Origin of the sequence: Kineococcus aridisoli, from assembly GCF_050871885.1 — a bacterium.
Classification (GTDB): Bacteria; Actinomycetota; Actinomycetes; order Actinomycetales; family Kineococcaceae; genus Kineococcus.
In genome coordinates, this window is sequence record NZ_JBJLSF010000004.1 from 42,879 (window position 1) to 68,714 (window position 25,836).

Annotated in this window: 23 protein-coding genes; 16 read left to right on the top strand and 7 right to left on the bottom strand. The window is 76.7% G+C overall.

The genetic code is table 11. From position 1 onward, the window contains the following. Window positions 1-2 precede the first annotated feature (2 nt). The 5 genes from ACRYM2_RS02225 to ACRYM2_RS02245 are packed head-to-tail and all read left to right on the top strand — an operon-like array spanning window position 3 to window position 7,076. Complete coding sequence (locus ACRYM2_RS02225; RefSeq protein WP_432519535.1) at window positions 3-1,421, top strand: PP2C family protein-serine/threonine phosphatase; 1,419 nt, start codon at window positions 3-5, stop codon at window positions 1,419-1,421. Continuing rightward, complete coding sequence (locus ACRYM2_RS02230) at window positions 1,421-2,794, top strand: FtsW/RodA/SpoVE family cell cycle protein (protein WP_432519536.1); 1,374 nt, start codon at window positions 1,421-1,423, stop codon at window positions 2,792-2,794. Before ACRYM2_RS02225 ends, ACRYM2_RS02230 begins: the two co-directional genes overlap by 1 nt. Continuing rightward, window positions 2,791-4,251 (top strand): peptidoglycan D,D-transpeptidase FtsI family protein, encoded by a 1,461-nt coding sequence (locus ACRYM2_RS02235; RefSeq protein WP_432519537.1) that lies wholly within the window; start codon window positions 2,791-2,793, stop codon window positions 4,249-4,251. The genes ACRYM2_RS02230 and ACRYM2_RS02235 overlap by 4 nt, the downstream gene beginning before the upstream one ends. 18 nt (window positions 4,252-4,269) lie before the next feature. Then, on the top strand, window positions 4,270-6,243 hold the full coding sequence (gene pknB, locus ACRYM2_RS02240; RefSeq protein WP_432519539.1) for a Stk1 family PASTA domain-containing Ser/Thr kinase: 1,974 nt from the start codon (window positions 4,270-4,272) through the stop codon (window positions 6,241-6,243). Continuing rightward, window positions 6,240-7,076 carry a metallophosphoesterase gene (locus tag ACRYM2_RS02245; RefSeq protein WP_432519541.1) on the top strand — a complete coding sequence of 279 codons (837 nt, stop codon included), beginning with the start codon at window positions 6,240-6,242 and terminating at the stop codon, window positions 7,074-7,076. Before pknB ends, ACRYM2_RS02245 begins: the two co-directional genes overlap by 4 nt. Here ACRYM2_RS02245 and ACRYM2_RS02250 read toward each other — a convergent pair. After that, window positions 7,073-8,722 carry an AtzH-like domain-containing protein gene (locus tag ACRYM2_RS02250; RefSeq protein WP_432519543.1) on the bottom strand — a complete coding sequence of 550 codons (1,650 nt, stop codon included), beginning with the start codon at window positions 8,720-8,722 and terminating at the stop codon, window positions 7,073-7,075. The genes ACRYM2_RS02245 and ACRYM2_RS02250 overlap by 4 nt on opposite strands. Window positions 8,723-8,775: 53 nt before the next feature. On the opposite strand from ACRYM2_RS02250, the gene ACRYM2_RS02255 reads away from it, so the two are divergent. Further along, window positions 8,776-9,711, top strand: a complete 936-nt coding sequence (locus tag ACRYM2_RS02255; RefSeq protein WP_432519544.1) for a serine/threonine dehydratase — start codon at window positions 8,776-8,778, stop codon at window positions 9,709-9,711. Window positions 9,712-9,725: 14 nt separating this feature from the next. Here ACRYM2_RS02255 and ACRYM2_RS02260 read toward each other — a convergent pair whose 3' ends face one another. After that, the gene (locus ACRYM2_RS02260; RefSeq protein ID WP_432519545.1) at window positions 9,726-10,130 is read right to left on the bottom strand and encodes a hypothetical protein; all 405 of its coding nucleotides are present in this window, start codon (window positions 10,128-10,130) and stop codon (window positions 9,726-9,728) included. Between the two features lie 38 nt (window positions 10,131-10,168). Here ACRYM2_RS02260 and ACRYM2_RS02265 point away from each other — a divergent pair, with 38 nt between their 5' ends. After that, entirely contained in the window at window positions 10,169-10,756 is a 588-nt protein-coding gene (locus ACRYM2_RS02265; protein ID WP_432519546.1) for a PadR family transcriptional regulator, read from the top strand. Between the two features lie 13 nt (window positions 10,757-10,769). Here the strand turns inward: ACRYM2_RS02265 and ACRYM2_RS02270 are convergent, their stop codons facing one another. Continuing rightward, the gene (locus tag ACRYM2_RS02270) at window positions 10,770-11,114 is read right to left on the bottom strand and encodes a hypothetical protein (protein WP_432519548.1); all 345 of its coding nucleotides are present in this window, start codon (window positions 11,112-11,114) and stop codon (window positions 10,770-10,772) included. A gap of 115 nt (window positions 11,115-11,229) precedes the next feature. On the opposite strand from ACRYM2_RS02270, the gene ACRYM2_RS02275 reads away from it, so the two are divergent. Beyond that, window positions 11,230-11,751 carry an ATP-binding protein gene (locus ACRYM2_RS02275; RefSeq protein ID WP_432519549.1) on the top strand — a complete coding sequence of 174 codons (522 nt, stop codon included), beginning with the start codon at window positions 11,230-11,232 and terminating at the stop codon, window positions 11,749-11,751. 20 nt (window positions 11,752-11,771) lie between these two features. Here the strand turns inward: ACRYM2_RS02275 and ACRYM2_RS02280 are convergent, their stop codons facing one another. After that, a complete protein-coding gene (locus tag ACRYM2_RS02280) occupies window positions 11,772-13,667 on the bottom strand; it encodes a putative bifunctional diguanylate cyclase/phosphodiesterase (RefSeq protein ID WP_432519551.1) in 1,896 nt (631 codons plus the stop codon). Window positions 13,668-13,833: 166 nt separating this feature from the next. Continuing rightward, window positions 13,834-15,534: a putative bifunctional diguanylate cyclase/phosphodiesterase gene (locus ACRYM2_RS02285; RefSeq protein ID WP_432519552.1), complete on the bottom strand. Its 1,701-nt coding sequence runs from the start codon at window positions 15,532-15,534 to the stop codon at window positions 13,834-13,836. 128 nt (window positions 15,535-15,662) lie between these two features. Here ACRYM2_RS02285 and ACRYM2_RS02290 point away from each other — a divergent pair, with 128 nt between their 5' ends. Continuing rightward, window positions 15,663-16,421, top strand: coding sequence for an HpcH/HpaI aldolase family protein (locus ACRYM2_RS02290; protein WP_432519554.1), 759 nt, complete (start codon window positions 15,663-15,665; stop codon window positions 16,419-16,421). Here ACRYM2_RS02290 and ACRYM2_RS02295 read toward each other — a convergent pair. After that, complete coding sequence (locus ACRYM2_RS02295; protein WP_432519556.1) at window positions 16,366-16,842, bottom strand: helix-turn-helix domain-containing protein; 477 nt, start codon at window positions 16,840-16,842, stop codon at window positions 16,366-16,368. The two genes, ACRYM2_RS02290 and ACRYM2_RS02295, sit on opposite strands and share 56 nt — an antisense overlap. 96 nt (window positions 16,843-16,938) lie before the next feature. Here ACRYM2_RS02295 and ACRYM2_RS02300 point away from each other — a divergent pair, with 96 nt between their 5' ends. The 7 genes from ACRYM2_RS02300 to ACRYM2_RS02330 all read left to right on the top strand — a co-directional run bounded on the left by ACRYM2_RS02300 (window position 16,939) and on the right by ACRYM2_RS02330 (window position 24,937). After that, a complete protein-coding gene (locus ACRYM2_RS02300; RefSeq protein ID WP_432519557.1) occupies window positions 16,939-19,776 on the top strand; it encodes a Na+/H+ antiporter subunit A in 2,838 nt (945 codons plus the stop codon). Continuing rightward, window positions 19,773-20,228, top strand: a complete 456-nt coding sequence (locus ACRYM2_RS02305; RefSeq protein ID WP_432519558.1) for a Na(+)/H(+) antiporter subunit C — start codon at window positions 19,773-19,775, stop codon at window positions 20,226-20,228. Before ACRYM2_RS02300 ends, ACRYM2_RS02305 begins: the two co-directional genes overlap by 4 nt. Continuing rightward, window positions 20,225-21,796, top strand: a complete 1,572-nt coding sequence (locus ACRYM2_RS02310) for a Na+/H+ antiporter subunit D (protein WP_432519560.1) — start codon at window positions 20,225-20,227, stop codon at window positions 21,794-21,796. Before ACRYM2_RS02305 ends, ACRYM2_RS02310 begins: the two co-directional genes overlap by 4 nt. Further along, window positions 21,793-22,392 carry a Na+/H+ antiporter subunit E gene (locus tag ACRYM2_RS02315; RefSeq protein WP_432519561.1) on the top strand — a complete coding sequence of 200 codons (600 nt, stop codon included), beginning with the start codon at window positions 21,793-21,795 and terminating at the stop codon, window positions 22,390-22,392. The genes ACRYM2_RS02310 and ACRYM2_RS02315 overlap by 4 nt, the downstream gene beginning before the upstream one ends. Beyond that, complete coding sequence (locus ACRYM2_RS02320) at window positions 22,389-22,652, top strand: MrpF/PhaF family protein (protein WP_432519562.1); 264 nt, start codon at window positions 22,389-22,391, stop codon at window positions 22,650-22,652. The genes ACRYM2_RS02315 and ACRYM2_RS02320 overlap by 4 nt, the downstream gene beginning before the upstream one ends. Then, the gene (gene mnhG, locus ACRYM2_RS02325; protein ID WP_432519563.1) at window positions 22,649-23,014 is read left to right on the top strand and encodes a monovalent cation/H(+) antiporter subunit G; all 366 of its coding nucleotides are present in this window, start codon (window positions 22,649-22,651) and stop codon (window positions 23,012-23,014) included. The genes ACRYM2_RS02320 and mnhG overlap by 4 nt, the downstream gene beginning before the upstream one ends. Before the next feature lie 102 nt (window positions 23,015-23,116). Further along, on the top strand, window positions 23,117-24,937 hold the full coding sequence (locus ACRYM2_RS02330; RefSeq protein WP_432519565.1) for a putative bifunctional diguanylate cyclase/phosphodiesterase: 1,821 nt from the start codon (window positions 23,117-23,119) through the stop codon (window positions 24,935-24,937). Here the strand turns inward: ACRYM2_RS02330 and ACRYM2_RS02335 are convergent. Next, complete coding sequence (locus tag ACRYM2_RS02335; protein WP_432519567.1) at window positions 24,915-25,787, bottom strand: hypothetical protein; 873 nt, start codon at window positions 25,785-25,787, stop codon at window positions 24,915-24,917. The genes ACRYM2_RS02330 and ACRYM2_RS02335 overlap by 23 nt on opposite strands. Window positions 25,788-25,836 lie beyond the last annotated feature (49 nt).

A 25,836-nucleotide genomic window follows, 5' to 3' on the forward strand; every position in this document is an offset into this window, starting at 1 on the left:
CCGTGGCCATCGCGCTCCGCTACGCCGCGCGCTCCGACGTCGGCCTGGGCCGCTCGTCCAACCAGGACTCCGGCTACGCCGGCCCGCACCTGCTCGTCGTGGCCGACGGCATGGGCGGGCACGCCGGCGGCGACGTGGCCAGCTCGCTGGCCGTGGGCGAGCTGTCCGTGCTCGACGGCGAGTCGCACGGCAGCGACGACGCCGCCCAGCACCTGCACGAGGCCCTGGAGGCCGCCAACGAGCAGCTGCGCCGGCGCGTGGAGGAGGAGCCCGAGCTGGCCGGCATGGGCACGACCGTCACGGCGGTCCTGCGCGCCGGCTCCCGGCTGGTGCTGGCCCACATCGGCGACTCGCGCGGGTACCTGCTGCGCGAGGGGCGGCTGACCCAGCTCACCAAGGACCACAGCTACGTGCAGTCGCTCATCGACGACGGCCGCATCAGCGCCGAGGAGGCCGAGCGCCACCCGCAGCGCTCGGTGATCATGCGCGTGCTCACCGGCCGCTCCGACGACGACGCCGACGTCTCGGTGCGCGAGGCGCGCCCGGGCGACCGCTACCTGCTCTGCAGCGACGGCCTGTCCGGCGTCGTCAGCCACGACACCCTCGCCGAGACCCTCGGCGCCGGCCTGGACCCGGACGCCACGTGCGAGCGGCTCGTGGAGCTGGCGCTGCGCGGCGGGGGCCCGGACAACATCTCCTGCGTCGTCGCCGACGTCGTCGAGCTCGGCGGCGGCCCGCCGCCGTCCACGACGCCGCAGGTCGTCGGCGCGGCCGCCTTCCACCGCCCCCGCCGCTCCAGCGCAGCCGGCACCCCCGCCGCCCGCGCCGCCGCCCTGCGCTCCGCGCCGGAGGAGTCCGGCGACGACGCGGAGGACGACCACCCCGGCTCCTCCCCGCTGGGCGAGCGCGAGCGCCGGCGCCGCCGCCGGCGGTGGATCGCCGGTCCGGTGCTGCTGGTGCTGCTGCTCGTCGCGGGCGGCTGGGGCGGCTGGCGGTGGAGCCAGCAGCAGTACTTCGTCGGCGTCGACGCCGAGCGGGTCGCGGTGTACCGGGGGCTCACCCAGGACATCGGGCCGCTGCGGATGTCGCACGTGCTCGAGCGCAGCGACGTCGCGGTCGCGGACCTGCCGACGACGTACGCCGACGAGGTGCAGGCGCGCATGACCGCCTCCAGCCTGGCCGGTGCGCGCAGCACCGTGGAGCACCTGCGGGAGATCGCCGAGGCCTGCCGGGCGGCGGCCGCGCCGACCACCCCGGCGCCGAGCGCCCCGACGCCCTCGACCGCCCCCGCCCCGGCCGCGCCCGCGGGCACGACGGCCGCACCGGTGGCCGCCACCACGAGCGGTCCCGCGAGCACCCCCGCGAGCAGCCCGACCCCCACCCCGACCGTGACGCCCGAGGACTGCGGAGGTGTGGGCTGATGGCCACCGTGCTGCCCGTCTACCCGACCACGCGGCGCAACGTGGAGCTGCTGCTCGTCGTCTTCGCCGTCGTCATCGCCGGCGGGGCCTGGGCCGTCACCGGCCTGACCCTCGACGGCGCGCTGCCGCCGAACCTGTTCGCCTACGCCGGGGGGCTGGGCGGGCTCGCGATCGCGCTGCACCTGGTGCTGCGCTGGCGGGCCAAGCACGCCGACCCGCTGCTGCTGCCGGTGGCCACGCTGCTCAACGGCCTCGGGCTGGTGATGATCCACCGCCTCGACGAGGCGCTGGACGGCGGCGCGGCGCCGCGGCAGTTCGTCTGGTCGGCGCTGGGCATCGTCGCGGCCGGCGCGGTGCTGGTGCTGCTGCGCGACCACCGGATCCTGCGCCGCTACACGTGGACGGCGGCCGTGGCCGGGCTGGTGCTGCTGCTGCTGCCGATGCTGCCGGGCCTGGGCCGCACGGTGAACGGCGCGCGCATCTGGATCGGCGTCGGCCCGTTCTCCTTCCAGCCCGGTGAGCTGGCGAAGATCGCGCTGGCGGTGTTCTTCGCCGGCTACCTCGTCGTGCACCGCGACGCCCTGAGCCTGACCGGCCGCAAGGTCCTCTTCCTGCAGCTGCCGCGGGCCCGCGACCTCGGCCCGATCCTGCTGGCGTGGGTGGCCAGCGTCGGCGTGCTCGTGCTGCAGCGCGACCTGGGCACCTCGCTGCTCTTCTTCGGCCTGTTCGTCGCCGTGCTCTACGTGTCCACCGAGCGGGTCAGCTGGATCGTGCTGGGCCTGCTGATGTTCGCCGCGGGCGCCGTCTTCGCCTGGTCGACGATGGGCCACGTGCAGCAGCGCGTGGACATCTGGCTGCACCCGTTCACCGCGGAGAACCGCAGCGGCAGCAGCTACCAGCTGGTCCAGGGCCTGTACGGGATGGCCAACGGCGGCCTGCTGGGCACCGGCCTGGGCGAGGGGCGCCCGCAGACCGTCCCGTACGCCAACTCCGACTTCATCTACTCCTCCCTGGGCGAGGAGCTGGGCCTGGTCGGGCTGTTCGCGGTCCTCGTCCTGTACGCGGTGCTCGTCGAGCGCGGCCTGCGCACGGCGATCGGCGTGCGCGACGGCTTCGGCAAGCTGCTGGCGGCGGGGCTGGCGTTCTCGGTGACGCTGCAGGTCTTCGTCGTCGTCGGCGGCGTCACCCGGGTGATCCCGCTGACGGGGCTGACGACGCCGTTCCTGGCGGCGGGCGGCTCCTCGCTGGTGTCCAACTGGATCGTCGTCGCGCTGCTGCTGCGCATCTCCGACCTGGCCCGCCGCCCGGCCGCGGAGGTCCGCAACGGACCCGGCGACGACACCGGCGTCACGCAGGCGGTGAGGATCGGGTGAACCGCCCCCTGCGCCGGCTGGCCCTGGTGATGGCCTTCCTCTTCTTCGCGCTGTTCGCCTCGACGACGTGGATCCAGTTCCTGCGCGCCGACCGGCTCAACGCGATGCCCGGCAACAGCCGGCAGCTGTACGCGGAGTTCGGCCGCGAGCGCGGCGCGATCCTCGTCGCGGGCGGGGCCTCCATCGCCTCCAGCGCCGAGGTCGACGACCCCTACGAGTACCAGCGCCAGTACGCCGCGGGGCCGCTGTACGCCCCCGTCACCGGGTACTACTCGCTGCGCTACGGCACGAGCGGCATCGAGCGCTCCGAGAACGACGTGCTCTCCGGCACGGCCGACGAGCTGTTCTACCGGCAGCTGTCGGACCTGCTCACCGGCGAGCAGCCGCGCGGGGCCTCGGTGCAGCTGACGATCGAGCCGAAGGTGCAGCAGGCGGCGTGGGACGCGCTGGCCGGGCGCAAGGGCGCCGTCGTCGCGCTCGACCCCGCGACGGGCGACGTGCTGGCGATGGTCTCCAGCCCCAGCTACGACCCGAACGCGCTCGCCAGCCACGACGGCGACGCGCAGCAGCAGGCGTGGACGGCGCTCAACGGCGACGAGGACGAGCCGCTCGTCAACCGCGCGACCCAGTCGCTGTACCCGCCGGGCTCGACGTTCAAGCTCATCACCTCCGCGGCGGCGCTGGAGAGCGGCGACTACACCGCGGACACGCTGGTGCCCGGCCCGCAGGAGCTGGACCTGCCGCAGACCCAGAACACCCTGAGGAACGACGAGGGCACCGCCTGCGGGCCGAACGACCAGGTGTCGCTGGCGGACGCGCTGCGGATCTCCTGCAACACCTCGTTCGGCTCCCTGGGGCTGACCCTGGGCGCGGACGCGCTGGCCGAGCAGGCCGAGAAGTTCGGGTTCGGGCAGTCGCTGTCGATCCCGACGCCGGTGGCCACCAGCGACTACCCCGTCGGCGACGCCGTGGCGGGGCCGCTGCTGGCCTACTCGGCGATCGGGCAGGGCAGCGACGTGGCCACCCCGCTGCAGGTGGCGATGATCTCCGCGGCCATCGCCAACGACGGGGTGCTCATGAAGCCCAACCTCATCGCGAGGGTGCGCGACGCCGCCTCGCTCGACGTCGTCGAGGAGCCGTCGCCGCAGGAGCTGGGCCGGGCCGTCAGCTCGGGCACCGCCTCCACGCTGCAGGACATGATGCGCCTGGTCGTGGAGTCCGGGACGGGCACGCGGGCGAGGATCGACGGGGTCGACGTGGGCGGCAAGACCGGGACCGCGCAGCACGGCGCCGGGTTGCCGCCGTACGCGTGGTTCACCTCGTGGGCCGACGACGGGGACCGCCAGGTCGCCGTCGCCGTGGTGATCGAGGACGGCGGCTCGACCGAGAGCGCGTACGGCGGGCGGCTGTCGGCACCGGTGGCCAAGACGGTGATGGAGGCGGCGCTCGATGGCTGAGCAGGGACGGGGAGAGCAGTGACGGACGCATCGACCGGCACCGGGCAGGCGTCGCCACGCCTGCTCGGCGGGCGCTACGAGGTCGGCGGCCTGCTCGGCCGCGGCGGGATGGCCGAGGTCCACGTCGCCCGCGACACCCGCCTCGGGCGCACCGTGGCGGTCAAGCTGCTGCGCTCCGACCTCGCGCGCGACCCCTCCTTCCAGGCGCGCTTCCGCCGCGAGGCGCAGGCCGCCGCGGGGCTGAACCACCCCTCGATCGTCGCGGTCTACGACACCGGCGCCGAGCAGACCACCGAACCCGGCGGCGGGCGCGTGGAGCTGCCGTGGATCGTCATGGAGTACGTCGAGGGCCGCACGCTGCGCGACATGCTGCGCACCGACCACCCGCTGGCGCTCGACGAGGCGCTGTCGATCACCGAGGGCGTGCTCGGGGCGCTGGAGTACTCGCACCGGATGGGCATCGTCCACCGCGACATCAAGCCCGCCAACGTCATGATCACACCGGCGGGCGAGGTGAAGGTCATGGACTTCGGCATCGCCCGCGCGGTCAGCGACTCCTCGGCCACCCTCACCCAGACCTCCGCCGTCATGGGCACCGCGCAGTACCTGTCCCCCGAGCAGGCGCGCGGCGAGCAGGTCGACTCCCGCAGCGACCTGTACTCCACCGGCTGCCTGCTCTACGAGATCCTCACCGGGCGTCCGCCGTTCACCGGCGACGCCCCGGTGGCCGTCGCCTACCAGCACGTCTCCGAGCAGCCGCGGCCGCCGTCGGCGCTGGCCCCGAACATCCCGCCGGCCGTCGACCACGTCGTGCTCATGGCGCTGAGCAAGGACCGCGAGCACCGCTACCAGACCGCCGCCGACTTCGCCGACGACCTGCGCCGCGCGGTCGAGGGCCGTCCGCTGCGCGGGGCCAGCTTCGCCGCGGCCGCCGGCGCGACGACGGCCTTCGCCCCCGCCCCGCCGACCGCGGCGACGACCGTCACCCCGCCGGTGAGCACCCCGCCGGCCACGCCGCTGACGGGCACGCTGCCGCGGGTGGACGACGACGTCGTGCCCGCCGAGCCCCCGGCGCGCAAGCGCTGGCCGTGGGTGCTGCTCATCGTCGCGCTCGTCCTGGGCATCGCCGGCGCCGGCTACGCCCTGACGCGCGGCGGCGGCGGCGACCCGGGCTCGAGCGCGACGGCCTCGCCGACGGCCGTGGACGTGCCCGACGTCGTCGGCCGCACCCAGGAGGAGGCGAACGCCGAGCTGACAGCCGCCCAGCTGGTGCCGGCGTTCGTGCCGGCCGCCGACGACACCGTGCCCGCCGGGCAGGTCGTGAGCACCGACCCGCAGCCCGGCGCCTCTGCCGCGATCGGCAGCACCGTGACGGTCACCGTCTCCAGCGGCCCGGCGGCCGTGCAGGTGCCCGACGTCAGCGGGCAGACCCAGCAGGAGGCGCGGCAGGCGCTGACCGGGGCCGGGTTCACCGTCGGCGACGTCGTGGAGACCGACGCCGACCCGAGCGCCGACGCCGGCACCGTGGTCTCCACCGACCCCGCGGCGGGCACGTCCGCGCAGCGGGGCACGGCGATCACGCTCAACGTGGCCAGCGGGCAGGTGCAGGTCCCCGACGTCACCGGGACGAGCCTGGCGGAGGCGCAGCAGACGCTCAACGGCCTGCGGCTGACGACGAACACCTCCACCGGCGCCCCCGGTTCCGGCGAGCCCGGCACGGTGGTCAGCCAGAGCATCACCGCGGGCACGTCGGTGGACGTCGGCACCTCCGTCGACCTCGTCGTCGCGCCGGAGCAGACGGAGACGGCCTCGCCGACGACGTCGCCGACCTCCTCGCCGAGCGGCTCGCCGAGCGGCTCGCCGACCGCCTCGGAGACCGGGGAGCCCTCCGAGGAGGAGACGGCCAACCCCTCGGGCGCCCCCGCACCCCGCGACGGCCGCGACACCCGCGACACCCGCGACACCCGGAACGAGGAGGAGGAGGACCAGTGACCCGGATCCTGCAGCTGTCCGACACCCACCTGATGGCCGACGGCGGCCTGCACGCCGGTCTGGTCGACACGACGGCCCTGTTGCGGCAGGTGCTCGCCGGGCTGGAGGGCATCGGCGAGCTGGACGCCGTCGTCGTCTCCGGCGACGTCTCCGACGACGGCACCGCCGCCTCCTACGAGAGCGCCCGCGACCTCGTCGGCGCCTTCGCCGCCGCCCGCGGCGCCGGCACGGTGGTGTGGGCGATGGGCAACCACGACGAGCGCGAGGGGTTCACGCAGGTGCTCGGCCCGACCCGCTCGGTGCACGACCTGGACGGCCTGCGCATCGTCGTCCTGGACTCCTCGGTGCCCGGCAAGGGCTACGGCCACCTGGACGCCGGGCAGCTGGGCTGGTTGCGCGAGCAGCTCGCCCCGCCCGCCCCGCGCGGCTCCCTCGTCGTCGTGCACCACTCGCCGCTGCCGGCGCCGACCGTGCTGCACGAGGGCGTCGCGCTGGACGACCCGGCGGACCTGCTGGCCGCGCTGGAGGGCACCGACGTCCGCGCCGTGCTCAGCGGCCACTACCACCACCCCTACGCGGCGACGCTGCCCTCGGGCACGGCGGCCTTCGTCGCCCCGGGCGTGGCCAACCGCAACGACGTGCTCGTGGCGCGCGGGCGCGAGCGCGTCGTGCGCGGCAGCGGCGCCCTCCTCCTGGACGTCGACGACGCGGGGGTGCGCGGGACCTTCCTCACCGTCGCCACGCCCGGCGACGGCGAGGAGCTGTTCGTGCTCGACGAGGAGACCGTGACGAGGATCGTCGCGGAGGTGGGCCTGCCGGCCGCAGCGCCCTAGCCGCGCGCGGGCGCCACCTGCGCGAGCAGCCCCAGCAGCGCGCGGTCCGCCCCGTGCGGGGCGAGCACGCACGCGCCCACCGGCAGCTCCCCCACCCGCCCCCAGGGCAGGCCGAGGGCCGGCACGCCCGCCTGCGAGGCCAGCGTGGACAGCTGCAGGGTGCCGGCCCGGGCGGTCTCGAACTCCTGCGGCGACGCGTCGGCGCGCGGAGCCGGGGTGGCGGTGCTCGGCAGGCACAGCCAGCCGAGCCGCAGCAGGGCGGCCAGGTGCTCGCGGGTGGCGGCCGTCGTGGCGCGGGCCGCCGCCAGGGCGGTGGCGTCGACGGCGGCCCCGGCGCGGAACCTGGCCTCCACCGGGGCGGACAGCGCGCCGGGCTGGGCCTCGACGAAGCCGCCGTGCGCGGCCCACGCCTCGGCGGCCTGCACCGTGCGGAAGGCGGCCGTCCAGGCGGCCACCTGCGCGGCGGTGAAGTCCTCGGCGACCTCGTCCACGTCCACCAGGGGCAGACCGGTCTGCACGGCGAGCGCGGTGGTCGCGGCCTCGACGGCGAGGGCGGTCGCGGGGTGGGCCAGGGCGAGCAGCGCGCGGCTGCGCAGCAGCGCGGTGGGCTGCCCGGTGGCGGGCGTCCCGGCCGGCAGCAGGACACCGGCCGCGGCGGCCAGCAGCGCCGGGTCGCGGGCCAGCAGGCCGACCGTGTCGAAGGAGGGTGCCAGCGGCAGGACCCCGGTGGTGTCGACGGCGCCGTGGGTGGGGCGCCAGGCGTAGAGGGCGCTGAAGGAGCCGGGCACCCGCAGCGAGCCGGCGGTGTCGGTGCCCAGGGCCAGGTCGGCGGCGCCGGCGGCGAGGGCGGCGGCCGGTCCCGACGTGGAGCCGCCGGGCACCCGACCGGGGGCGGCGGTGTTGCGGGGGGTGCCGTAGTGGGCGTTGGCGCCCATGAGGGAGAACGCCAGCTCGTCGGTCTGGGCGATGCCGGCGACCTCCGCGCCCGCGTCGAGCAGGGCCTGCAGCGCGGGTGCGCAGGCGTCCTCCACGGGTGCGGCCTCCAGCCAGCGCGGCACCCCGCCGCCGATGCGCTGGCCGGCGACCGCGACGTTGTCCTTGACCGCGATCCGCACCCCGGCGAGCGGCCCCGCGCCGCTGCCGGTGAGCAGCGCCTCGCCGTCCCCGCCGACGCGCCAGGTGGCCGGCCCGGTCGTGACGTCCTCGTGGGCGTAGCCGACGGGGACGGGCGAGGGGGCGCCGGACACGTGCGCGGCGGCGATCCGCCAGCCGCCGGGACCGCGCTGCCACACCTGGGTCTGCAGGCCGCGGCCGCCGTCGAGGCGCTCGGTCTCGCTGACGGTGACGGCGGCGTCGGGGCCGAGGGGGCGCAGGTGCACGCGGCGCAGCCAGCGGACGGGGGCGCCGCCGCGGCGGGTCCGGAAGGCGGAGATCTCGTCGTGGCCGACGACCGCCGTGCCGCCCTCGGCGCGCAGCGTGGCCGCCCCGGGCGCGAACAGCTCGTCCAGCACGGCGAGGTCGTCCTCGCGCAGGGCCCGCTCGTAGCGCGTGGACGCCCGCAGCAGCCCGGCCTCGTCGAAGGGGACCACCTCGGCGGGGGCCCCGGCGGGGACCTCGGCGGGACCGGTCGCGGTGGGCTCCGTCATGGGCGCACTGTCCCACGGCGGGGGTCGTCGCGGGGGCGGTGCAGGATCTGCCCGTGGACACGACGATCACGGGGCAGGACGTCAGCGCGGCGCGGGAGCGGATCCGCGGCAGGGTGCGCCGGACCCCGGTGCTGGAGGTGGGCGAGCCGGGGCGGCCGCGGTGGCTGAAGTGCGAGTTCCTCCAGCACACGGGGACCTTCAAGGCGCGCGGCGCCTTCAACCGGCTGCTGGTGGCCGCGCAGGAGGGCTCCCTGGACCCCGGGCGCGGGGTGGTGACGGCCTCCGGCGGCAACGCCGGGCTGGCGAACGCGCACGCGGCCGCGGCGCTGGGGGTGCCGGCGACGGTGTTCGTGCCGCTGACCGCTCCGGCGGTGAAGGTGGCGCGGCTGCGCGGGCTGGGTGCCGACGTGCGGCTGGTGGGGCGGCAGTACGCGGAGGCGTACGAGGCGGCCGTGGAGTTCTCCGCCGCCCGCGGGGCCGTCTTCGCCCACGCCTACGACCAGCCGGAGATCGCGGCGGGGGCGGGGACGCTGGCCCTGGAGGTGCTGGAGGACGTGCCGGACGTCGACACCGTCGTCGTCGCGGTCGGCGGCGGCGGGCTGTTCGCCGGGGTGGCCGTGGCGCTGGAGGGGCGGGCCCGCGTCGTCGCCGTCGAGCCGGAGGGCGCCCCCACGCTGCACCGGGCGCTGGCCGCCGGGGGGCCCGTGGACGTCGAGGTGTCGGGCGTGGCCGCCGACTCCCTGGGGGCCCGGCGCGTGGGCGCCATCGCCTTCGACGTCGCCCGGCGCACCGCACCGGTGAGCGTGCTCGTCGACGACGCGCGGATCACGGCGGCGCGGGCGCAGCTGTGGGAGCGCTTCCGCGTCGCGGCCGAGCACGGTGCCGCCGCCGCGTGGGCCGGGCTGGGCGCGGGCGGGTACGAGCCCGCGCCGGACGAGCGGGTCGTCGTCGTGGTGTGCGGGGCGAACACCGACCCCTCGACGCTGTGAGGAGCGCGGCGGCGTCAGCGCGGGCGCGGCCCCCGCGAGAGCGCGAGCAGCACGGCCAGCGCGGCGGCGACCGGCGTCCACAGCACCCGCTCGACGGGCGAGGGCGAGGCGAGGTTCAGGAGGGTGCCCACGACCATGGTGCCGCTGGCGAGCGCCAGGACGCGGCGGCGGGCGCGGGCGGGGACCAGCGGGGTGGCGGTGGTCGCGGCGAGCAGGCCGTGGACGACCGCCGAGGTGGCGCTGGCCGCGCGCAGACCGGGCGGCAGGACGCCGAGGTTCGCCCCGCCCCAGGCCGCCCCGCCCCACGGGGCGCCCGCGGCCAGGGCCAGCTGGAAGGCGGCCACCACCCCGGTGAGGGCGGTCGCGGTGACGACGACGGGCCGGGCGGGTCGGAGGGTGACGTCGGCGGCGGGAGGCATGCCTGGAAGATAGGGTATCTACCAGATATGCTCAAGGGGTGGCGAGGACACCGCAGACGCAGCTGGCCGTGCTCGGCGCGCTCTCGATCGAGCCCATGACGGGCTACCGGCTGCGCGCGGAGATCGTGCAGACGCTCGGGCACTTCTGGCACGAGAGCTTCGGCCAGGTGTACCCGGCCCTGTCCGCGCTCCAGGCCGAGGGCCTGGTCGAGCGTGCGGAGGCGGGCGGCGGCTCCGGCACCCCGTTCCGCATCACCGCCGCCGGCCGGCGGCGGCTGCGCGAGCTGCTGGGCGAGCCGTTCCAGCAGCCGCCGCCGCGCGACCAGCTGCTGCTGCGCCTGTTCTTCGGCGACCAGGTCCCCGCCGACCTCGTGCGCCGCTGGCTGACCGAGGCGCTGACCGGGGCCGAGGAGGACCGCGCGCGCTACGAGCGGCTGCGCACCGAGCTGGAGGCGGAAGCGGCCGCGGAGGCGGCGGCGGGCGGCGCGAGGGGTGCGAGGTTCCGCCTCGTGACCGTGCTGGCCGGGCTGCACGGCGCGCAGGCCCGGGTGCGCTGGGCGCAGGAGGCGCTGGCGCTGCTGGAGGAGGGCGGGGCGCCCGCCGCCGGGCCCGCGGGGACGGCGTGAGCCCGGGGACGGCTCAGGACGGGGAGTGGGCGCCCCAGCGCTCCAGCGCCTCGGCCGTCAGGTAGCCGCTGCCCCGCACGTCGACGTCCACGCCCGCCGCGTCCAGCAGCGCCAGGACGTGGCGGCGCGCGTCGCCGATCGCGTCCATCGACGGGGCCTCCTCGCACGGCACCCCCGCCACGAGCACCGCCTCGTCCGCCGGTGCGGGCAGGCGCTCCGTCCACGTCCGCACCCCCTCGGCGGCCAGGACCGCGGCGCACTCGTCGAAGGTGCGCTCGGTGGGCACCAGCAGGACGGTGAGCAGCCCGCCGGCGAAGGGGGCGCGGGCGGGCTCGCCCCCGCGCAGTTCGATCTCCATGGTGCGCACCCTGGCACCCCGCGCCGACACCGCGCCGGGTTCTGCTGCGGTTGAGCGGAGGACCACCCGGCCGCGGGCGGCCGCGGTGTGAGCGCCCGCGCCGGCGGGCAGACTGGTGGCCGTCACCAGCCCGCCCACCCGTCCCGACCACGAGCAGTGGTCGGCTGGAGAGGAGTCGTCGATGGCGCGGCGGGCCTTCGCGCCTCGGCTGTCCTCGGTGCCGGCGGCCCGGCACTGGGTCCGGCAGAGCTGCTGCGCGCACTGCGCACCCGGAGTCGACCGGGCGCTGCTGGAGCTGCTGACCACCGAGGTGGTGGCCAACGCCGTCCTGCACGGCGCCGGTGAGGTCGTGGTGGAGCTGACCTGCACCGAGCGGCTGGTGCGGGTGGCGGTCAGCGACACCAGCCCGCTGCGGCCGCGGCTGCGCCGCGACGGCCCGGAGGTCGTCGGCGGGCACGGGGTGGCGCTGGTCGACGCCCTGGCCAGCCGCTGGGGCGTCCAGGCGCCCGCCGGCACGCCCGCGGGCACCGGCACCGACGCGGGCACCGACGCGGGCACCGACGCGGGCACCGACGCGGGCACGGGCAAGACCGTGTGGTTCGAGCTGATCGGTGGCGCGCGAGGAGGCGCCGGGTGACCGGGTGGAGGCGCGCGCGCTCAGGAGGCGGCGGAGGCCCCGCTGCCCAGCCGCGCGCCCGCCGCGAGCACGGCGGCCGGCAGCTCGGCGGCGGGCACCGCCCGGGCGAAGTACCAGCCCTGCGCGGCCGCGCAGCCGGCGGCGCGCAGCTGCTCGGCCTGGTGCGCCTCCTCCACGCCCTCCGCCACGACCGACGCGCCCAGCGCGTCGGCCAGGGACAGCACGGCCAGCACCAGCGCGTGGTCGCGCGGGGAGCGGGACATCCCGGCGACGAAGGCGCGGTCCACCTTCACGACGTCGAAGGGCAGGTCCTGCAGCTGCGAGAGCGAGGCGTACCCGGTGCCGAAGTCGTCCAGCAGCAGGCTGACGCCCAGGGCGTGCAGGCGGCGCAGCACCTGCGGGGCGGTGCCGCCCCGCACGACGGCGGTCTCGGTCAGCTCCAGGCCGATGTCGGCGCCGCTCAGGGCGTGCCGGTCCAGCAGGTGCGCGACGCGCTCGGGCAGGGCGGGGGTGAGCTGGTGGGCGCTGACGTTGACGGCGACCCGGAAGCCCTCGCCGACCAGGCCGCGCTCGCGCCAGCCGGCCAGGTCGCTCAGCGCCCGCTGCAGCACCCAGTCGCCCAGCGCGGCCACGAGCCCGGCGTCCTCGGCGACGGGGACGAACTCGTCGGGTCCCACCGCGCCGAGCTCGGCGCTGCGCCAGCGCAGCAGCGCCTCGGCGCCGACGACGCGGCCGGCGCCCTCACCGCCGCGCCCGCCGGCGAGGGCGACGACCGGCTGGTAGTGCACCTCCAGCTCCCCGCGCCGCACGGCCTGCTGCAGGCCCTGCTCCACCAGCAGCAGGCGCTGGGTGCGGGCGGCGAGGTCGGCGGAGAAGACCTCGAAGCCACCGGGGCCGCGGCGCTTGGACTCGTACATCGCGGCGTCGGCGTCGCGCAGCAGCGTGCGGGGCGTGGCGCCCCGGTCGGCGAGCGCGACGCCGACGCTGCCGCTGACGTGCAGGGCGCGCCCGCCGACGAGGACCGGCTCGGCCCACACCCGGCTGAAGCGGGCGGCCACCCGCGCGGGGTCCAGCGTGCCGCGGGGGTCCTCGCAGACGACGGCGAACTCGTCACCGCCCAGGCGCGCCAGGACGTCCTCGGGCCCCAGCACCGCCAGCACCCGGGGCACCACCTGCTGCAGCAGGGCGTCCCCGCTCTCGTGGCCGAAGGTGTCGTTGACGTGCTTGAAGCGGTCCAGGTCGATGAGCAGCACGGCCACCGTGCCGCCGCGGGCGGCGCGCCGGTCCAGGGCGGCGCGGACGGCGGCGTGCAGCAGGCGGCGGTTGGGCAGCCCGGTCAGCGGGTCCTGGGTGGCGCTGCGGCGCAGCCGGGTGGTCATCCGGGCGGTGAGCACGCTGGTGATGACCACCGTGGCGGCGAAGATGGCGATGCCGACCGCCTTCACGCCGGGGGCTCCGGGCACCGAGCAGGAGGCGACGACCAGGGCGGTGCACGTGACGGCGAGGTGCAGCCAGCGGGCGCGCGCGGAGGTGATGCCGGCGTAGGGGACGGTCCACAGCAGGAACAGCAGCATCGGGCCGCCCAGGCCCTCCGCCAGGGTGTGGACGACCGCGACGAGCACCTGCGCGGAGACGATGCACGCGTGCGAGAGGGCGGTCAGCGCCCGCGAGGACAGGCGCAGGAGGCTGACGAGCCCCATGCCCGCACCGGCGGCGACCGCGACGGCGGCGCAGGCCACCACGCCGGGGCGGGTCGTCCCCGGGAGGGCCACGACGGCGAAGAGCAGGGCCAGGACGCCGCCGAAGGCGTACTGCAGGCCGAGCACGCGGGCCAGGGTGCGGCGGGTGAAGACGTCGTCGGCCACCTCGCGGGCCACCAGCGGCGCCAGCGCGCGCCACATCCGTGCCAGGCGCACCAGCTGTCCCCCTCCACTCCCCGCTCCGCGCGGCGGCACCCCCGCTCGACCGGAGCGGGGGGACGGCAGCCGGCGGCCTCCCGGCGGGTCCGCCAGCGACCTCTAGAAGTACCACTCTCCGTGGGGGAGGTCGTCACGGAGCGCGTTGGCGGGAGAGCCGCCGCGCTCAGCGGCCCGCGCCCGAGCGGCCGGGCAGCGTCGTGCGGGTCGTGGTGAGCGCGACGGCCAGCTGCTCCTCGTCCATGGGCCGGGCCAGGTGGAAGCCCTGGCCGAGGTCCGCGCCGAGGCCGACGAGCAGGTGCCGCTGGGCGTCGGTCTCGATGCCCTCGGCGACCACCCGCAGGTCCAGCGCGTGCGAGAGGTCGATGACGGCGCGGACGATCTCCAGGCTCTGCGGGTCGTCGCCGATGCGGTGCACGAAGGAGCGGTCCAGCTTGAGGGTGTCGGCGGGCAGGTGCTGCAGCCACGTCAGCGAGGAGTGGCCGGTGCCGAAGTCGTCGAGGGCCACCTTGACGCCCGCCCGCTGCAGGCGGGCCAGCGTGTCCGCGGCCCGCGTGAGGTCGGTCATCACCTGCGTCTCGGTGACCTCCACCTCCAGGCGCCCGGGGTCGACGCCGGCGTGCGCGAGGGCGCCCACCACCTCCTCGAACAGCTGCGGGTGGTGCACCTGCCGGGCGGCGAGGTTGACGTCGATCTCCGGGGCGACGTCGGTCAGCTCGGCCCACTGCGCACCGGCCCGGCAGGCCTCCCGCAGCACCCAGCTGCCGATGCCGAGGATGAGGTCGCTGTCCTCGGCGACGGGCAGGAACTGCCCGGGCAGCAGCAGCCCTCGGGTGGGGTGCTGCCAGCGCACCAGGACCTCCACGGCGGCGATGGCGCCGCTGAGCAGGTCGTACTTGGGCTGGTAGTGCAGCCGCAGCTCGCCGCGGTGCAGCGCCCGGTCCAGCTCGGCCTCGGTGGACAGCCGGTAGCTGGCGCGGGCGTGCAGCTCGGGGGCGTAGCGCTGCACCTGCCCGCGCCCGCGCCTCCTGGCCTCCAGCAGGGCGGCGTCGGCCTCGGTGAGCAGCTTCCCGGCGTCGCGGGCGGCGGAGGTGGTCACGCTCAGCCCCATCGAGGCGGCGAGCACGACCTCGCCGGCGCCGAGGCGGTGGTGGCCGCCGACGGCGGCGCGCACCCGCTCGGCGACCGCGAGCGCGCTGTCCTCGTCGGGCAGGTCCACCAGGAGCGCCACGAACTCGTCCTCGCCGCAGCGGGCGACGACGTCGCCGGGGCGCAGCGCCGAGGTGAGCCGGGCGGCGACCTCCACGAGGGCCTCCTCGCCGGCGGCCTGGCCGAAGGTGTCCACGACGGCCCGGAAGCCGTCGAGGTCGCAGGAGAGCACCGCCACCGCCGTCCCGCTGCGCCGGGAGCGCTCCAGGGCCACCTGCAGGTGCTCCAGCAGCAGCGGGCGGCCGGGCAGCCCGGTCAGCGGGTCGTGGCCGGCGCGCTGGTCGGAGGGCTGCTCGGGGGGCTGCGGGCCGTCGGCGGGCACGTCCTGCAGGTGGCAGACGACCCGTTCGCCGCCGCCGGGGAGCACGTGCACCCGCCAGCGGCGCTCCTGCGGTCCCCGCTCGGGGTCCAGGACGCGCAGCTCCCCGCTCCACGGCCGCCCGCCGCCCAGCACCTCGGCGCAGCGCCGTCGCAGCCGGTCCGCCGACGGGCCGCTCCAGACCCGCTCCCAGCGCGCTCCACCGCCCAGCTCGCGCTCGAAGCCCCGGACGTGGCCGCGCTCGTCGCGGACCGCCCGCAGCACCGCGAACCCGTCGCTCGGGTGCAGGTCGAGACCGCGCAGCAGCGCGGCCGTCGCCGGGGCGCTCGCCTCCTCCACCCCCACACGGTGACAGAGGGCAGCCACCCGTGCACTGCGCGGTGTCACCCGGGAGGACCGGCGTGGTGGGCCTCCGCTCGCGGCCGCGGGGGCTGACGCGCTCCGGTGCCGCCTGCCATGCTCGCCGGGTGAGCCAGCCCGCCGGCAGCGCAGCCGCCCCGACCGCCACCGCTCCCGCGCTCGGCAGCTGGTCGCTGCTGCGCTCGCCGGCGGTGGCCGCCACCGCGGCCGCGGCGGGCGTGGACTGGATCTGCCTGGACGCCCAGCACGGCGAGCACGACGACGCCTCGGTCCGCGAGGTGTGCACGCTGCTCGCGGGCTCCGGCGTCGCGGTGCTCGTGCGGCCGCCCTCCAACGACGCGGCCTGGATCGGCCGGGCGCTCGACGCGGGGGCCGCCGGGGTGGTCGTGCCCCTCGTCGAGGACGCCCGCGAGGCCGCCGCGGCCGTCGCGGCCTGCCACTACCCCCCGCGCGGGCGGCGCAGCTGGGGACCGCTGGGCGGCGCCTACGGGCGGGCCGTGCCCTCGGCGCGCGAGGCGCGGGCCCGCTGCGCGGTCATGGTCGAGACGGCCGGCGCCCTGGAGCGGGTGGAGGCGATCGCCGCCGTCGACGGGCTCGACGAGGTGTTCGTCGGCCCGTTCGACCTGTCGCTGTCGCTGGGCCGCGAGGTGGGCGAGCTGGTCGCCGACCCGGCGCCCGACGCCCCGCTGCGCCGGGTCGTGGCCGCCTGCCGGCGCGCCGGGGTGACCGCCGGGGCCTTCGGGGTCGCCCCCGGGCACACCCGCGCCCTGCTGGCGCTGGGGTTCACCTCGGTGGCCTTCGCCAGCGACGTCAGCGCGCTGGGCGAGGGGCTCGCGCGGCTGCGGGCGGACGCCGCGCAGGGCTGAGCCCCGCGGCGGGCGCGGGCGGCACGGCCGGCGCCGCCGCGTGGCGCTGGCGCTCGGCGTAGGCGAGGACGTCCTCGAGCAGCACCCGGCGGTGCGTGCCGGGCTGGGTGTAGGGCAGCGCGCCGCTCTCCAGCAGGCGCACGAGCGTGGGCCGGCTGACGCCGAGCACGTCGGCGGCCTCCTGGGTGGTGAGCAGCGCCTCGTGCGGGGTGAGGGTCACGGCCTCGCCGCGGGCGAGGGCGGCGACGGCCTCGCGCAGCGCGTCGGCGAGCTCGGCCGGCAGCGGCACGCAGCGGCGCCCCACCTTCAGCGCGAGCGGGTTCCCGGAGCCGGAGGAGAGCAGTTCCGCGAGTTCCGGCAGACCGTCCGCACCGGGGTGGACGGTGACCTCAGCGCCGTGCGCGGCGGCCGTCGATGACACGTCCCCCACGGTACCCGGAGTTCCTCGAATCGAACGAAACGAAAACCTGGGTTACGGTGGGGGGACCGACCCGCCCCCCGAACGTGAGGACTGGCCGTGCTGGCACTGCTGATCGTCCACGCCGTCGCCGCCGTCCTCGCCGTGCCGCTGGTGCGCCTGCTGGACCGCCGCGCGTTCGCCCTGCTCGCCCTGGCCCCGGCCGCCACGGCGGTGTGGGCGGCGGTGAACTCCCGCGCGGTGCTCGACGGGCGCGGGCCCGTCGAGGTCGTGCCGTGGGTCCCCTCGCTGGGCGCGGAGCTCGCCTTCCGCCTCGACGTGCTCTCCTGGGTGCTGACCCTGCTCGTCGGCGGGGTCGGCGCGCTCGTGCTGCTCTACTGCGGCAGCTACTTCCACCGCGGCGAACCCGGCAGCGCGCGGTTCGCCGCCGTCCTCGTCGCCTTCACCGGCGCCATGACCGGGCTCGTGCTGGCCGACGACCTCGTGCAGCTGTACGTGTTCTGGGAGCTGACGACCGTCTTCTCCTACCTGCTCATCGGCTACGACGCGGCCAAGCGCACCGCACGCCGCGCCGCGATCCAGGCCCTCGTCGTCACCACGTTCGGCGGGCTGGCGATGCTCGTCGGGGTCGTCGTCCTCGGCCAGAGCGCCGGGACGTACCGGACCTCCGAGGTCCTCGCGGACTTCCCCACCGGCACCGGCGCCACCGTCGCCGTCGTGCTGCTGCTCGTCGGGGCCGTGAGCAAGTCGGCGCTGGTGCCGTTCCACTTCTGGCTGCCGGCCGCGATGGCCGCACCCACCCCGGTCAGCGCGTACCTGCACGCGGCCGCGATGGTGAAGGCCGGCGTCTACCTCGTCGCCCGGTTCGCACCCGCCGCGGCCGACCTGCCCGCCTGGCAGGTCCCCGTCCTCGGGCTCGGCCTGGCGACGATGCTCGTCGGCGGCTACCGCTCGCTGCGCCAGCACGACCTGAAGCTGCTGCTGGCGCACGGCACCGTCAGCCAGCTGGGTCTCCTCGTCGTCCTCGTCGGCGCCGGCAGCCGCGCCGCCGCCCTCGCCGGGATCGCGCTGCTCGTCGCGCACGCCACGTTCAAGGCCGCGCTGTTCCTCGTCGTCGGCGTCGTGGACCACCAGACCGGCACCCGCGACCTGCGGGAGCTGTCCGGGCTCGGGCGGCGGATGCCGCTGCTCGCGGTGGCCGGCACGGTCGCCGCGGCGTCGATGGCCGGGGTCCCCGTGACGCTGGGCTTCGTCGCCAAGGAGGCCGCCTACGAGGCGTTCCTGCACGACCGGCCCTGGATCCTCGTGGTCCTCGTCGCCGGCTCGGTGCTGACCGCCGCCTACTCCGCGCGCTTCGCGTGGGGGGCGTTCTGCCGCAAGCCGGGCCTGCCGGACTCCACCGCCCCCCGGCCGGGCGCCGGGCTGCTCGCACCGCCGCTGGTGCTGGCCGCCGCGACGCTGCTGCTCGGCCCGCTGGCGGGTCTGCTGGACCGCCCCGCCGGCCTCGTCGCCGCGCAGAACTCCGGCCTGGCCACCGACCCCGGCGGGGAGGCGACGCACCTGGCGCTGTGGCACGGGTTCTCCACCGTGCTGCTGCTCACCGCCGTGACCCTCGGGCTGGCCGCGGCCCTGTTCGCCCTGCGCGCCCGCGTCGAACGCGTGCTGGCGCGGCTGCCGCGGGTCCCCGGCGCCGACGAGGGGTACCGGCGCACCGTGCGCGCCGTCGACCGCGTCGCCGTGGAGGTCACCGGCGCCACCCAGCGCGGTTCGCTCCCGGTCTACCTGGCCTCGATCCTGCTCGTCGTCGTGCTCGTGCCGGGCGGTGCGCTGCTGTGGACGCGGCCGTGGCCGGCGGACGTGGTCCTGGCCGACCACCCCGCGCAGGTGCTCGTGGGGGTCGTGGTCGTCGCCGCCGCGCTGCTCGCGGTGCGCGCCCGCCGCCGGTTGCGCGCCGTCGTGCTCGCCGGTGTCACCGGCTACGGCGTCACGCTGCTGTTCGTCCTGCACGCGGGCCCGGACCTCGCGCTCACCCAGGCGCTGGCCGAGACGCTGACCCTCGTCGTCTTCGTCCTCGCGCTGCGCCGGCTGCCCCCGCACTTCTCCCGCCGGCCCGTCCTGGGTTCGCGCTGGGTGCGCATCGCGATCGGCGTCGCCGTCGGCCTGTGCACCTCCGGCTTCGCGCTCGTCGCCAGCGGCGCCCGCGTCGCCGTGCCCACCTCGGTGGACCTGCCGCAGTGGGCCTACGACTACGGCGGCGGCGAGAACGTCGTCAACGTCACCCTCGTCGACGTCCGGGCGTGGGACACCATGGGCGAGATCTCCGTGCTGCTCGTCGCGGCGACCGGTGTCGCCAGCCTGGTGTTCCGCCGCCGGGCGCGCGCGGCCGAGCGCGCCCCCGCCGCGCACCGCGGACCCGCGCCGAGCACCGTGTCCCTGGAGCGCCGCTCCGTCGTCTTCGAGGTCGTCACCCGGCTGACGTTCCACGCGATCGTCGTCCTCTCGCTCTACCTGGTGTTCTCCGGGCACAACCAGCCCGGCGGGGGTTTCGCCGGCGGGCTGGTCGCCGGCCTCGCGCTGCTCGTGCGCTACCTCTCCGGCGGCCGCCACGAGTTCGACACCGCCGTGCCCATCAGCGCCGGCTGGCTGCTGGGCATGGGGCTGTTCCTGTCCGCCGGCACCGGCCTGGTCGGGATCCTCATCGGCCAGGACGTGCTGCAGACCGCGATCGTCCACCTCGACGTGCCGGTGCTCGGGCACGTGAAGCTCGTGACGTCGCTGTTCTTCGACATCGGGGTGTACCTGCTCGTCGTGGGCCTCGTCGTCGACATCGTCCGCAGCCTCGGCGCCGAGGTCGACCGGCAGGTCGAGGAGGGCGACGAGCAGGGACCCGGGGAACCCGGGGAGACGTCCACCGAACTGCAGGAGGTGACCCGGTGAGCCCGAACCTCACCCTGGTGCTCGTGTCGGGGGTCCTCGTCGCCACCGGCGTCGCGCTGCTGCTGGAACGCACCCTCACCCGGGTGCTGGTCGGCATCGTCCTGCTGAGCAACGGGATCAACGTGCTGTTCCTCGTCGCCGGCGGCAGGCCCGGCGGCGCGCCGATCCTCGGCGTCACGCGGGCGGAGGACATGAGCGACCCGCTGCCGCAGGCGATGGTGCTCACCGCCATCGTCATCACCCTCGGGATGGTGGCGTTCATCCTCGCGCTGGCGTACCGCAGCTGGCAGCTCGACGGGCACGACGAGGTCCAGGACGACGTCGAGGACCGCCGCATCGTGCGCCGGGCGGAGCGCGACGAGACCTCCGCCAGCTACGACGACGACACCGCCGAGACCGCCGGGACCACCGCGACCGGCGCGCACCCCCACGACGGTCGGGAGGCCCCGTGAACGAGTGGCTCACCGACTGGCCGCGGGTGCTGCTGCCGCTGCCCGTGGTCCTGCCGCTGTCCGCGGCCGGGCTCACCCTCGCCCTGGCCCGCCGCGTCAGGGCGCAGCGCACCATCAGCGTCACCGCGCTGTCCCTCGTCGTGCTCGCCTCCGTCGCGATGCTCGTGCTCACCGACCGCGGCGGCGGCACGTACAGCGTCGACGTCGGCGGGTGGCCGGCCCGGCTGGGGATCCCGCTGGTGGCCGACCGGCTCTCCACCCTCATGCTCGTCGTCAGCTCCGTGGTCACCCTCGCCGTGCTCGTGTACTCCCTGGCCCAGGGCGTCGCCGACGGCGAGGAGGACGGCCCCGTCTCGATCTACCACCCGACGTACCTGGTGCTGTCGGCCGGCGTCTCCAACGCGTTCCTGTCCGGCGACCTGTTCAACCTCTACGTCGGGTTCGAGATCCTGCTGGCCGCCAGCTACATCCTGCTCACCCTCGGCGGGACCCGGGCCCGGGTGCGCGCCGGCACCACCTACGTCGTCGTCAGCCTGCTGTCGTCGCTGGTGTTCCTCACCGCCATCGCCCTCGTCTACGCGGCCACCGGCACGGTGAACATGGCCGAGCTGGCGGTGCGGCTGCAGGAGATCGACCCCGACGTCCGGCTCGTGCTGCACCTGCTGCTGCTCGTCGGCTTCGGCATCAAGGCCGCGGTGTTCCCGCTGTCGGCCTGGCTGCCGGACTCCTACCCCACCGCGCCCGCCCCGGTGACGGCGGTGTTCGCGGGGCTGCTGACGAAGGTCGGCGTGTACGCGATCATCCGCACCCAGACGCTGCTCTTCCCCGGCGGCGAGGCCGACGCGCTGCTGATGTGGGTGGCGCTGGCGACGATGCTCGTCGGCATCCTCGGCGCCGTCGCGCAGAACGACGTCAAGCGCATGCTGTCCTTCACGCTCGTCAGCCACATCGGCTACATGGTCTTCGGCGTCGCGCTGGGCAGCGCGGCCGGCCTGTCGGGCGCGGTGTTCTACGTCGCGCACCACATCACGATCCAGACGACGCTCTTCCTCGTCACCGGCCTGGTGGAGCGCCACTCCGGCAGCACCTCGCTGGACGCCCTCGGCTCGCTGGCCCAGCGCGCCCCCCTGCTGGCCGTGCTGTTCTTCGTGCCCGCGATGAACCTCGCCGGCATCCCGCCGCTGTCCGGGTTCCTCGGCAAGCTCGGGCTGCTGCAGGCCGGCGCCGACGACGGCTCGCCGCTGGCGTGGGCCCTCGTCGCGGGCGGGGTCGTCACGAGCCTGCTGACCCTCTACGCGATCGCCAAGACGTGGAACCGGGCGTTCTGGCAGGAACCGCTCGCCGAGCCCGAGGGCGTCGGCGGGCTCGTGACCGCCACCCGCGTCGGGACCCGCACCCCGGTCGGCATGGTCGCCCCCACCGCGGCGCTCGTCGCCGTCGGCGTGGGGATCACCGCGATCGCCGGACCGCTGTTCGGCGTCGCCGACCGGGCCGCCGCCGACCTGCTGGAGCGCACCCCGTACACGAGCACCGTCCTGCACGACCGGGTCCCGGAGGTGGGCCCGTGAGGCTCCTGCGCGAGCGCGTCAGCCTGCCCGTCCTGCTCTGGCTCGTCGTCCTGTGGCTGCTGCTGTGGGGGGACGTGTCGTGGGCCAACGTCCTGTCCGGGCTGGCGCTGGCGCTGCTCGTGACGGTCGTCCTGCCGATGCCGCGGGTCGACCTCGCCGTGCGGGTGCGGCCGCTGCGGATCGCCCGGCTGCTGGCCCGCTTCGCCGTCGACCTCGTGCGCGCCAGCGCGCAGGTGGCGTGGCTGGCGTGCCGGCCGGGCCGGCAGCCGCGCAACTCCGTCGTGCGGGTCCCCCTGCACAGCGGGTCGGACCTGTTCGTCGCGATGACCGCCGAGGTGGTCTCGCTGGTGCCCGGCTCCCTCATCCTGGAGATCGGGGCGCCGTCGGCGCGCGAGGGGCAGGGCGTGCTGTACGTGCACGCGCTCGGCGCGGGCGACGAGCGGGCCCGCGAGCGCACCCGCCGCGAGGTGCTGCTCACCGAGCGCCGGATCGTGCGCACGTTCGCCACCACGGCGGCGCTGGCCGCCTACGAGCAGCGCTGCCGCGCCGACGGCACGGCGGCGCTGCGCGAGAGGACCCGGAGGAACCCCGCGTGAACCTCGTCGTCGCCGTCTGCGCCCTGACGCTGACGGCCGCCGCGCTGATGGCGCTGCTGCGCATCGCCAAGGGGCCCACGATGCTCGACCGCGTCGTCGCCCTCGACGTGCTCGTCGCCGTCGTCGTGATCGCCCTGTGCGTGGAGGCCGCCGCCAACCGGCACGCGACCACGCTGCCCGCCATCGTCGTGCTCGCCCTGCTCGGCTTCGTGGGCTCGGTGAGCGTGGCCCGCTACGCGGCGAAGGAGGAGCGGGAGTGAGCTGGGGCGCCGTCGCGGACGTCGTCTCCGCGCTCTGCCTCCTCGCGGGGTGCCTGCTGACCCTCGTCGCCGCGATCGGGCTGCTGCGGCTGTCCGACGTCCTGGCCCGCATGCACACCACCGCCAAGCCGCAGGTGCTCGGCCTCGTGCTCGCCCTCGTCGGGGTCGGCCTGCAGCTGCGCGGGGCGACCGACGTGGCGATGCTCGTCGCCATCGCGGTGTTCCAGCTGCTCACCGTCCCCGTCGCCGCGCACCTGGTCGGCCGCGCCGCCTACCGCACCGGGCAGGTCGACCAGTCCGTGCTCGACGCCGACGAGCTCGCCGAGCAGCTCGCCCGGGAGGAGCAGGACCGGGCGCGGTGACGGGCCGCGGCGCCCACCGGCGGGCGCGCGGGGCGGGAGGTGCCTACGATCCGGGCACGAGTCATACACGCGGCTCCCCCGCACGGTGAGGCGAGGTGTCCCGTGGGCAGCACCACCCTGGTCGACGGCGTGGCCGACCTGGCCGCCGAGGCCGCCGAGCAGTCCACCCCCGACGACCTGCTGCGGCGCCTGGCGGACGTGGCCGCCCGGCACCTGGCCGTCGACGGCATCGGCGTCGTGGTCCTCGAGGACGGCGCGGCCCGCTTCGTGCACGCCGACTGCGGCGCCGTGGACACCGTCGAGCGGTTGCAGCAGCTCGTGCAGGAGGGGCCCTGCCGCGACGCGGCCGAGACCCGCTCCGACGTCGTCGTGGCCGACCTCGCCGACCCCGCGCAGACGGCGTGGCCGGAGTTCGTCGCCCGCGCGCTGGCGCTGGGGCTGGGCGCGGTGCTCGCGGTGCCCCTGGTCAGCCGCGGCCGCACCTGGGGCGTGCTGGACCTGTACCGGCACCGCGCCGGGCCGTGGACGGCCGGCGAGATCGCCACGGCGCACCTGCTCGCGCGCGTGGCGGTCTCCTACCTGGTGATGGCCGCGGACCGCGACGAGGCCCGCCGCGCCCAGGCCGAGCTGGCCCACCGCAGCACCCACGACCCGCTGACCGGGCTGCCCAACCGGGTCCTGCTCTTCGACCGCCTCGAGCACGCGCTGCGCGCGGCCCGCCGCCACCACCGCGTCGTCGCGGTGCTCTTCCTCGACCTGGACCGCTTCAAGGCCGTCAACGACACCTTCGGCCACGCCGCCGGCGACACCGTGCTGACCACCGCCGCCACCCGGATGGCGGGCGTGCTGCGCGACGAGGACACCCTGGCCCGGCTGGCCGGTGACGAGTTCGTCGTGCTCTGCGAGGACCTGCCGCAGGCGGAGGCCGGCGAGCTGGCCGAGCACGTGCAGGCGGTCACCTCCCGGCTGCGCCGCGCCCTGGCCGAGCCGATCCGCGTCGGCGGCGTCGACCTCGTCGTGCGCGCCAGCATCGGCACCGCCCTCGGCGACGGCCGCCGCAGCGCCGACGAGCTGCTCGCCGACGCCGACGCGGCGATGTACCGGCTCAAGCACGGCCCCGGCCACCTCCGGGACCGCCCCGAGGGCCCGGGCGACGGCGGGTCGGTGCGCCGGCTGGAGCGGCAGGTGCTGCAGGCACTGCCGCAGGGGCAGCTGCGGGTGCACTACCAGCCCATCACCGACCCCACCGGGCACGTGCACGCCGTGGAGGCGCTGCTGCGCTGGCAGCACCCGGAGCAGGGGCTGCTGCCGGCGGCCCGGTTCATCGACCTCGTCGCCGGCACCGAGGCGGTCGTCGGCATCGGGCGGTGGGTCCTCGAGCAGACCTGCGCGCAGGTGGCGCGCTGGCAGCGCGAGCTGGGCGCCCGCGCCCCCGCCACCGCCTACGTGAACCTCGGCGCCCGCGAGCTCGCCGACCCCGGCCTCACCGGCGCCCTCACCACCGCGCTGCGCACCCACCGCCTCGACCCCGAGCAGCTGGGCCTGGAGCTGCTGGAGAACAGCTTCAGCGACCTCCAGGTGCTGCCCGCCCTGCACGAGCAGCAGCGCCGCGGGCACCCGCTGTCCGTCGACGACTTCGGCACCGGCTACTCCTCGCTCTCGCGCCTGGTGGAGCTGCCGGTGCGGATGGCCAAGATCGACCAGAGCTTCGTCGCCGGCCTCGCCGACGACCCCCGCCGCCGGGCCCTCGTCGACGCCGTCGTCACCGTCGCCACCAGCCTGGACCTGCGCGTCATCGCCGAGGGCGTCGAGACCGCCGAGCAGGCGAGCCGGGCCGCCGAGGCCGGCTGCCACTACCTGCAGGGCTTCCACTGCGGCCACCCGCAGCCGGGCGAGGCCCTCACCGCGCTCTGGGCGGGGTGAGCGGCCCGGGGTGCAGCTCGGTGCGCAGCTCGTGGGCACCGTCGGCGGTGCGCGCCTCGTACCAGGTGCGCACCGCGCCGCCCGGCAGCACGAGGACGTCCAGGTAGCGGCAGTCGGCGACCGGCCGCGCCGCGGGGCGGAACGCGGTCCCGGCCGACCCGGCCGGGCCGGTGGGCGCGGCGATCCCGGTGCGCTCGCACCAGTTCTCCGCGGCGCTCGCCCGGCCGTCGTAGGCGGCGCGGCCGTCCGGCAGCAGCGCCGTCAGCCGGGCACCGCGCGCGTCCCAGCCGCCCGGGGCGCCGCGCAGCACCGTCGCCACCGGCGTCCACGTCCAGCCGTCGGCGCTGACCAGCTCCACCGTGCTCATGCGGTCCTCCGCTCCCGGCACGTCGAGCGGGTGGCGGCACGCCCACATCCGCCAGCGCCCGCCCTCGCGGCGCACCACGGGGTCCTTGAAGCCCTCCAGCGCGTCCCCCGGCACCACCGGCCGCCAGGGCGCGTCCGCGAGCCCGGCGAGCGTCGGCGCCTCGCTCGCGCCGATCCACCAGTGCAGGCTGCCGGGGGTGGCGAACCCCGCGAACAGCCGCCAGCCGGTGGCGGTGCGCACGAGCGCGGGGCGTTCCAGCATCGCCGCGCCCGCCCGCTGCGGGCGCAGGCGCACGACCTCCTCGGTCGCCACGCCGTCGGCCGTGCGGGAGAGCACGAGGGCGTCCCCGTCGGCGCGCTCGCGGTGGGCCAGGACGATCCCGCCGTCGTCGTCGAGGGCGGCGCAGGAGGCGCCCGCCCACCGCTGCGGACCGGTCGCCGGGGCGGGGACGGCGACGCTGCTGGGTGCGCTTCCGGGGATCACCCGACGAGCGTGCGCCGCGCCGCCCCCGCCGGGAAGTGGCAGGACTGCC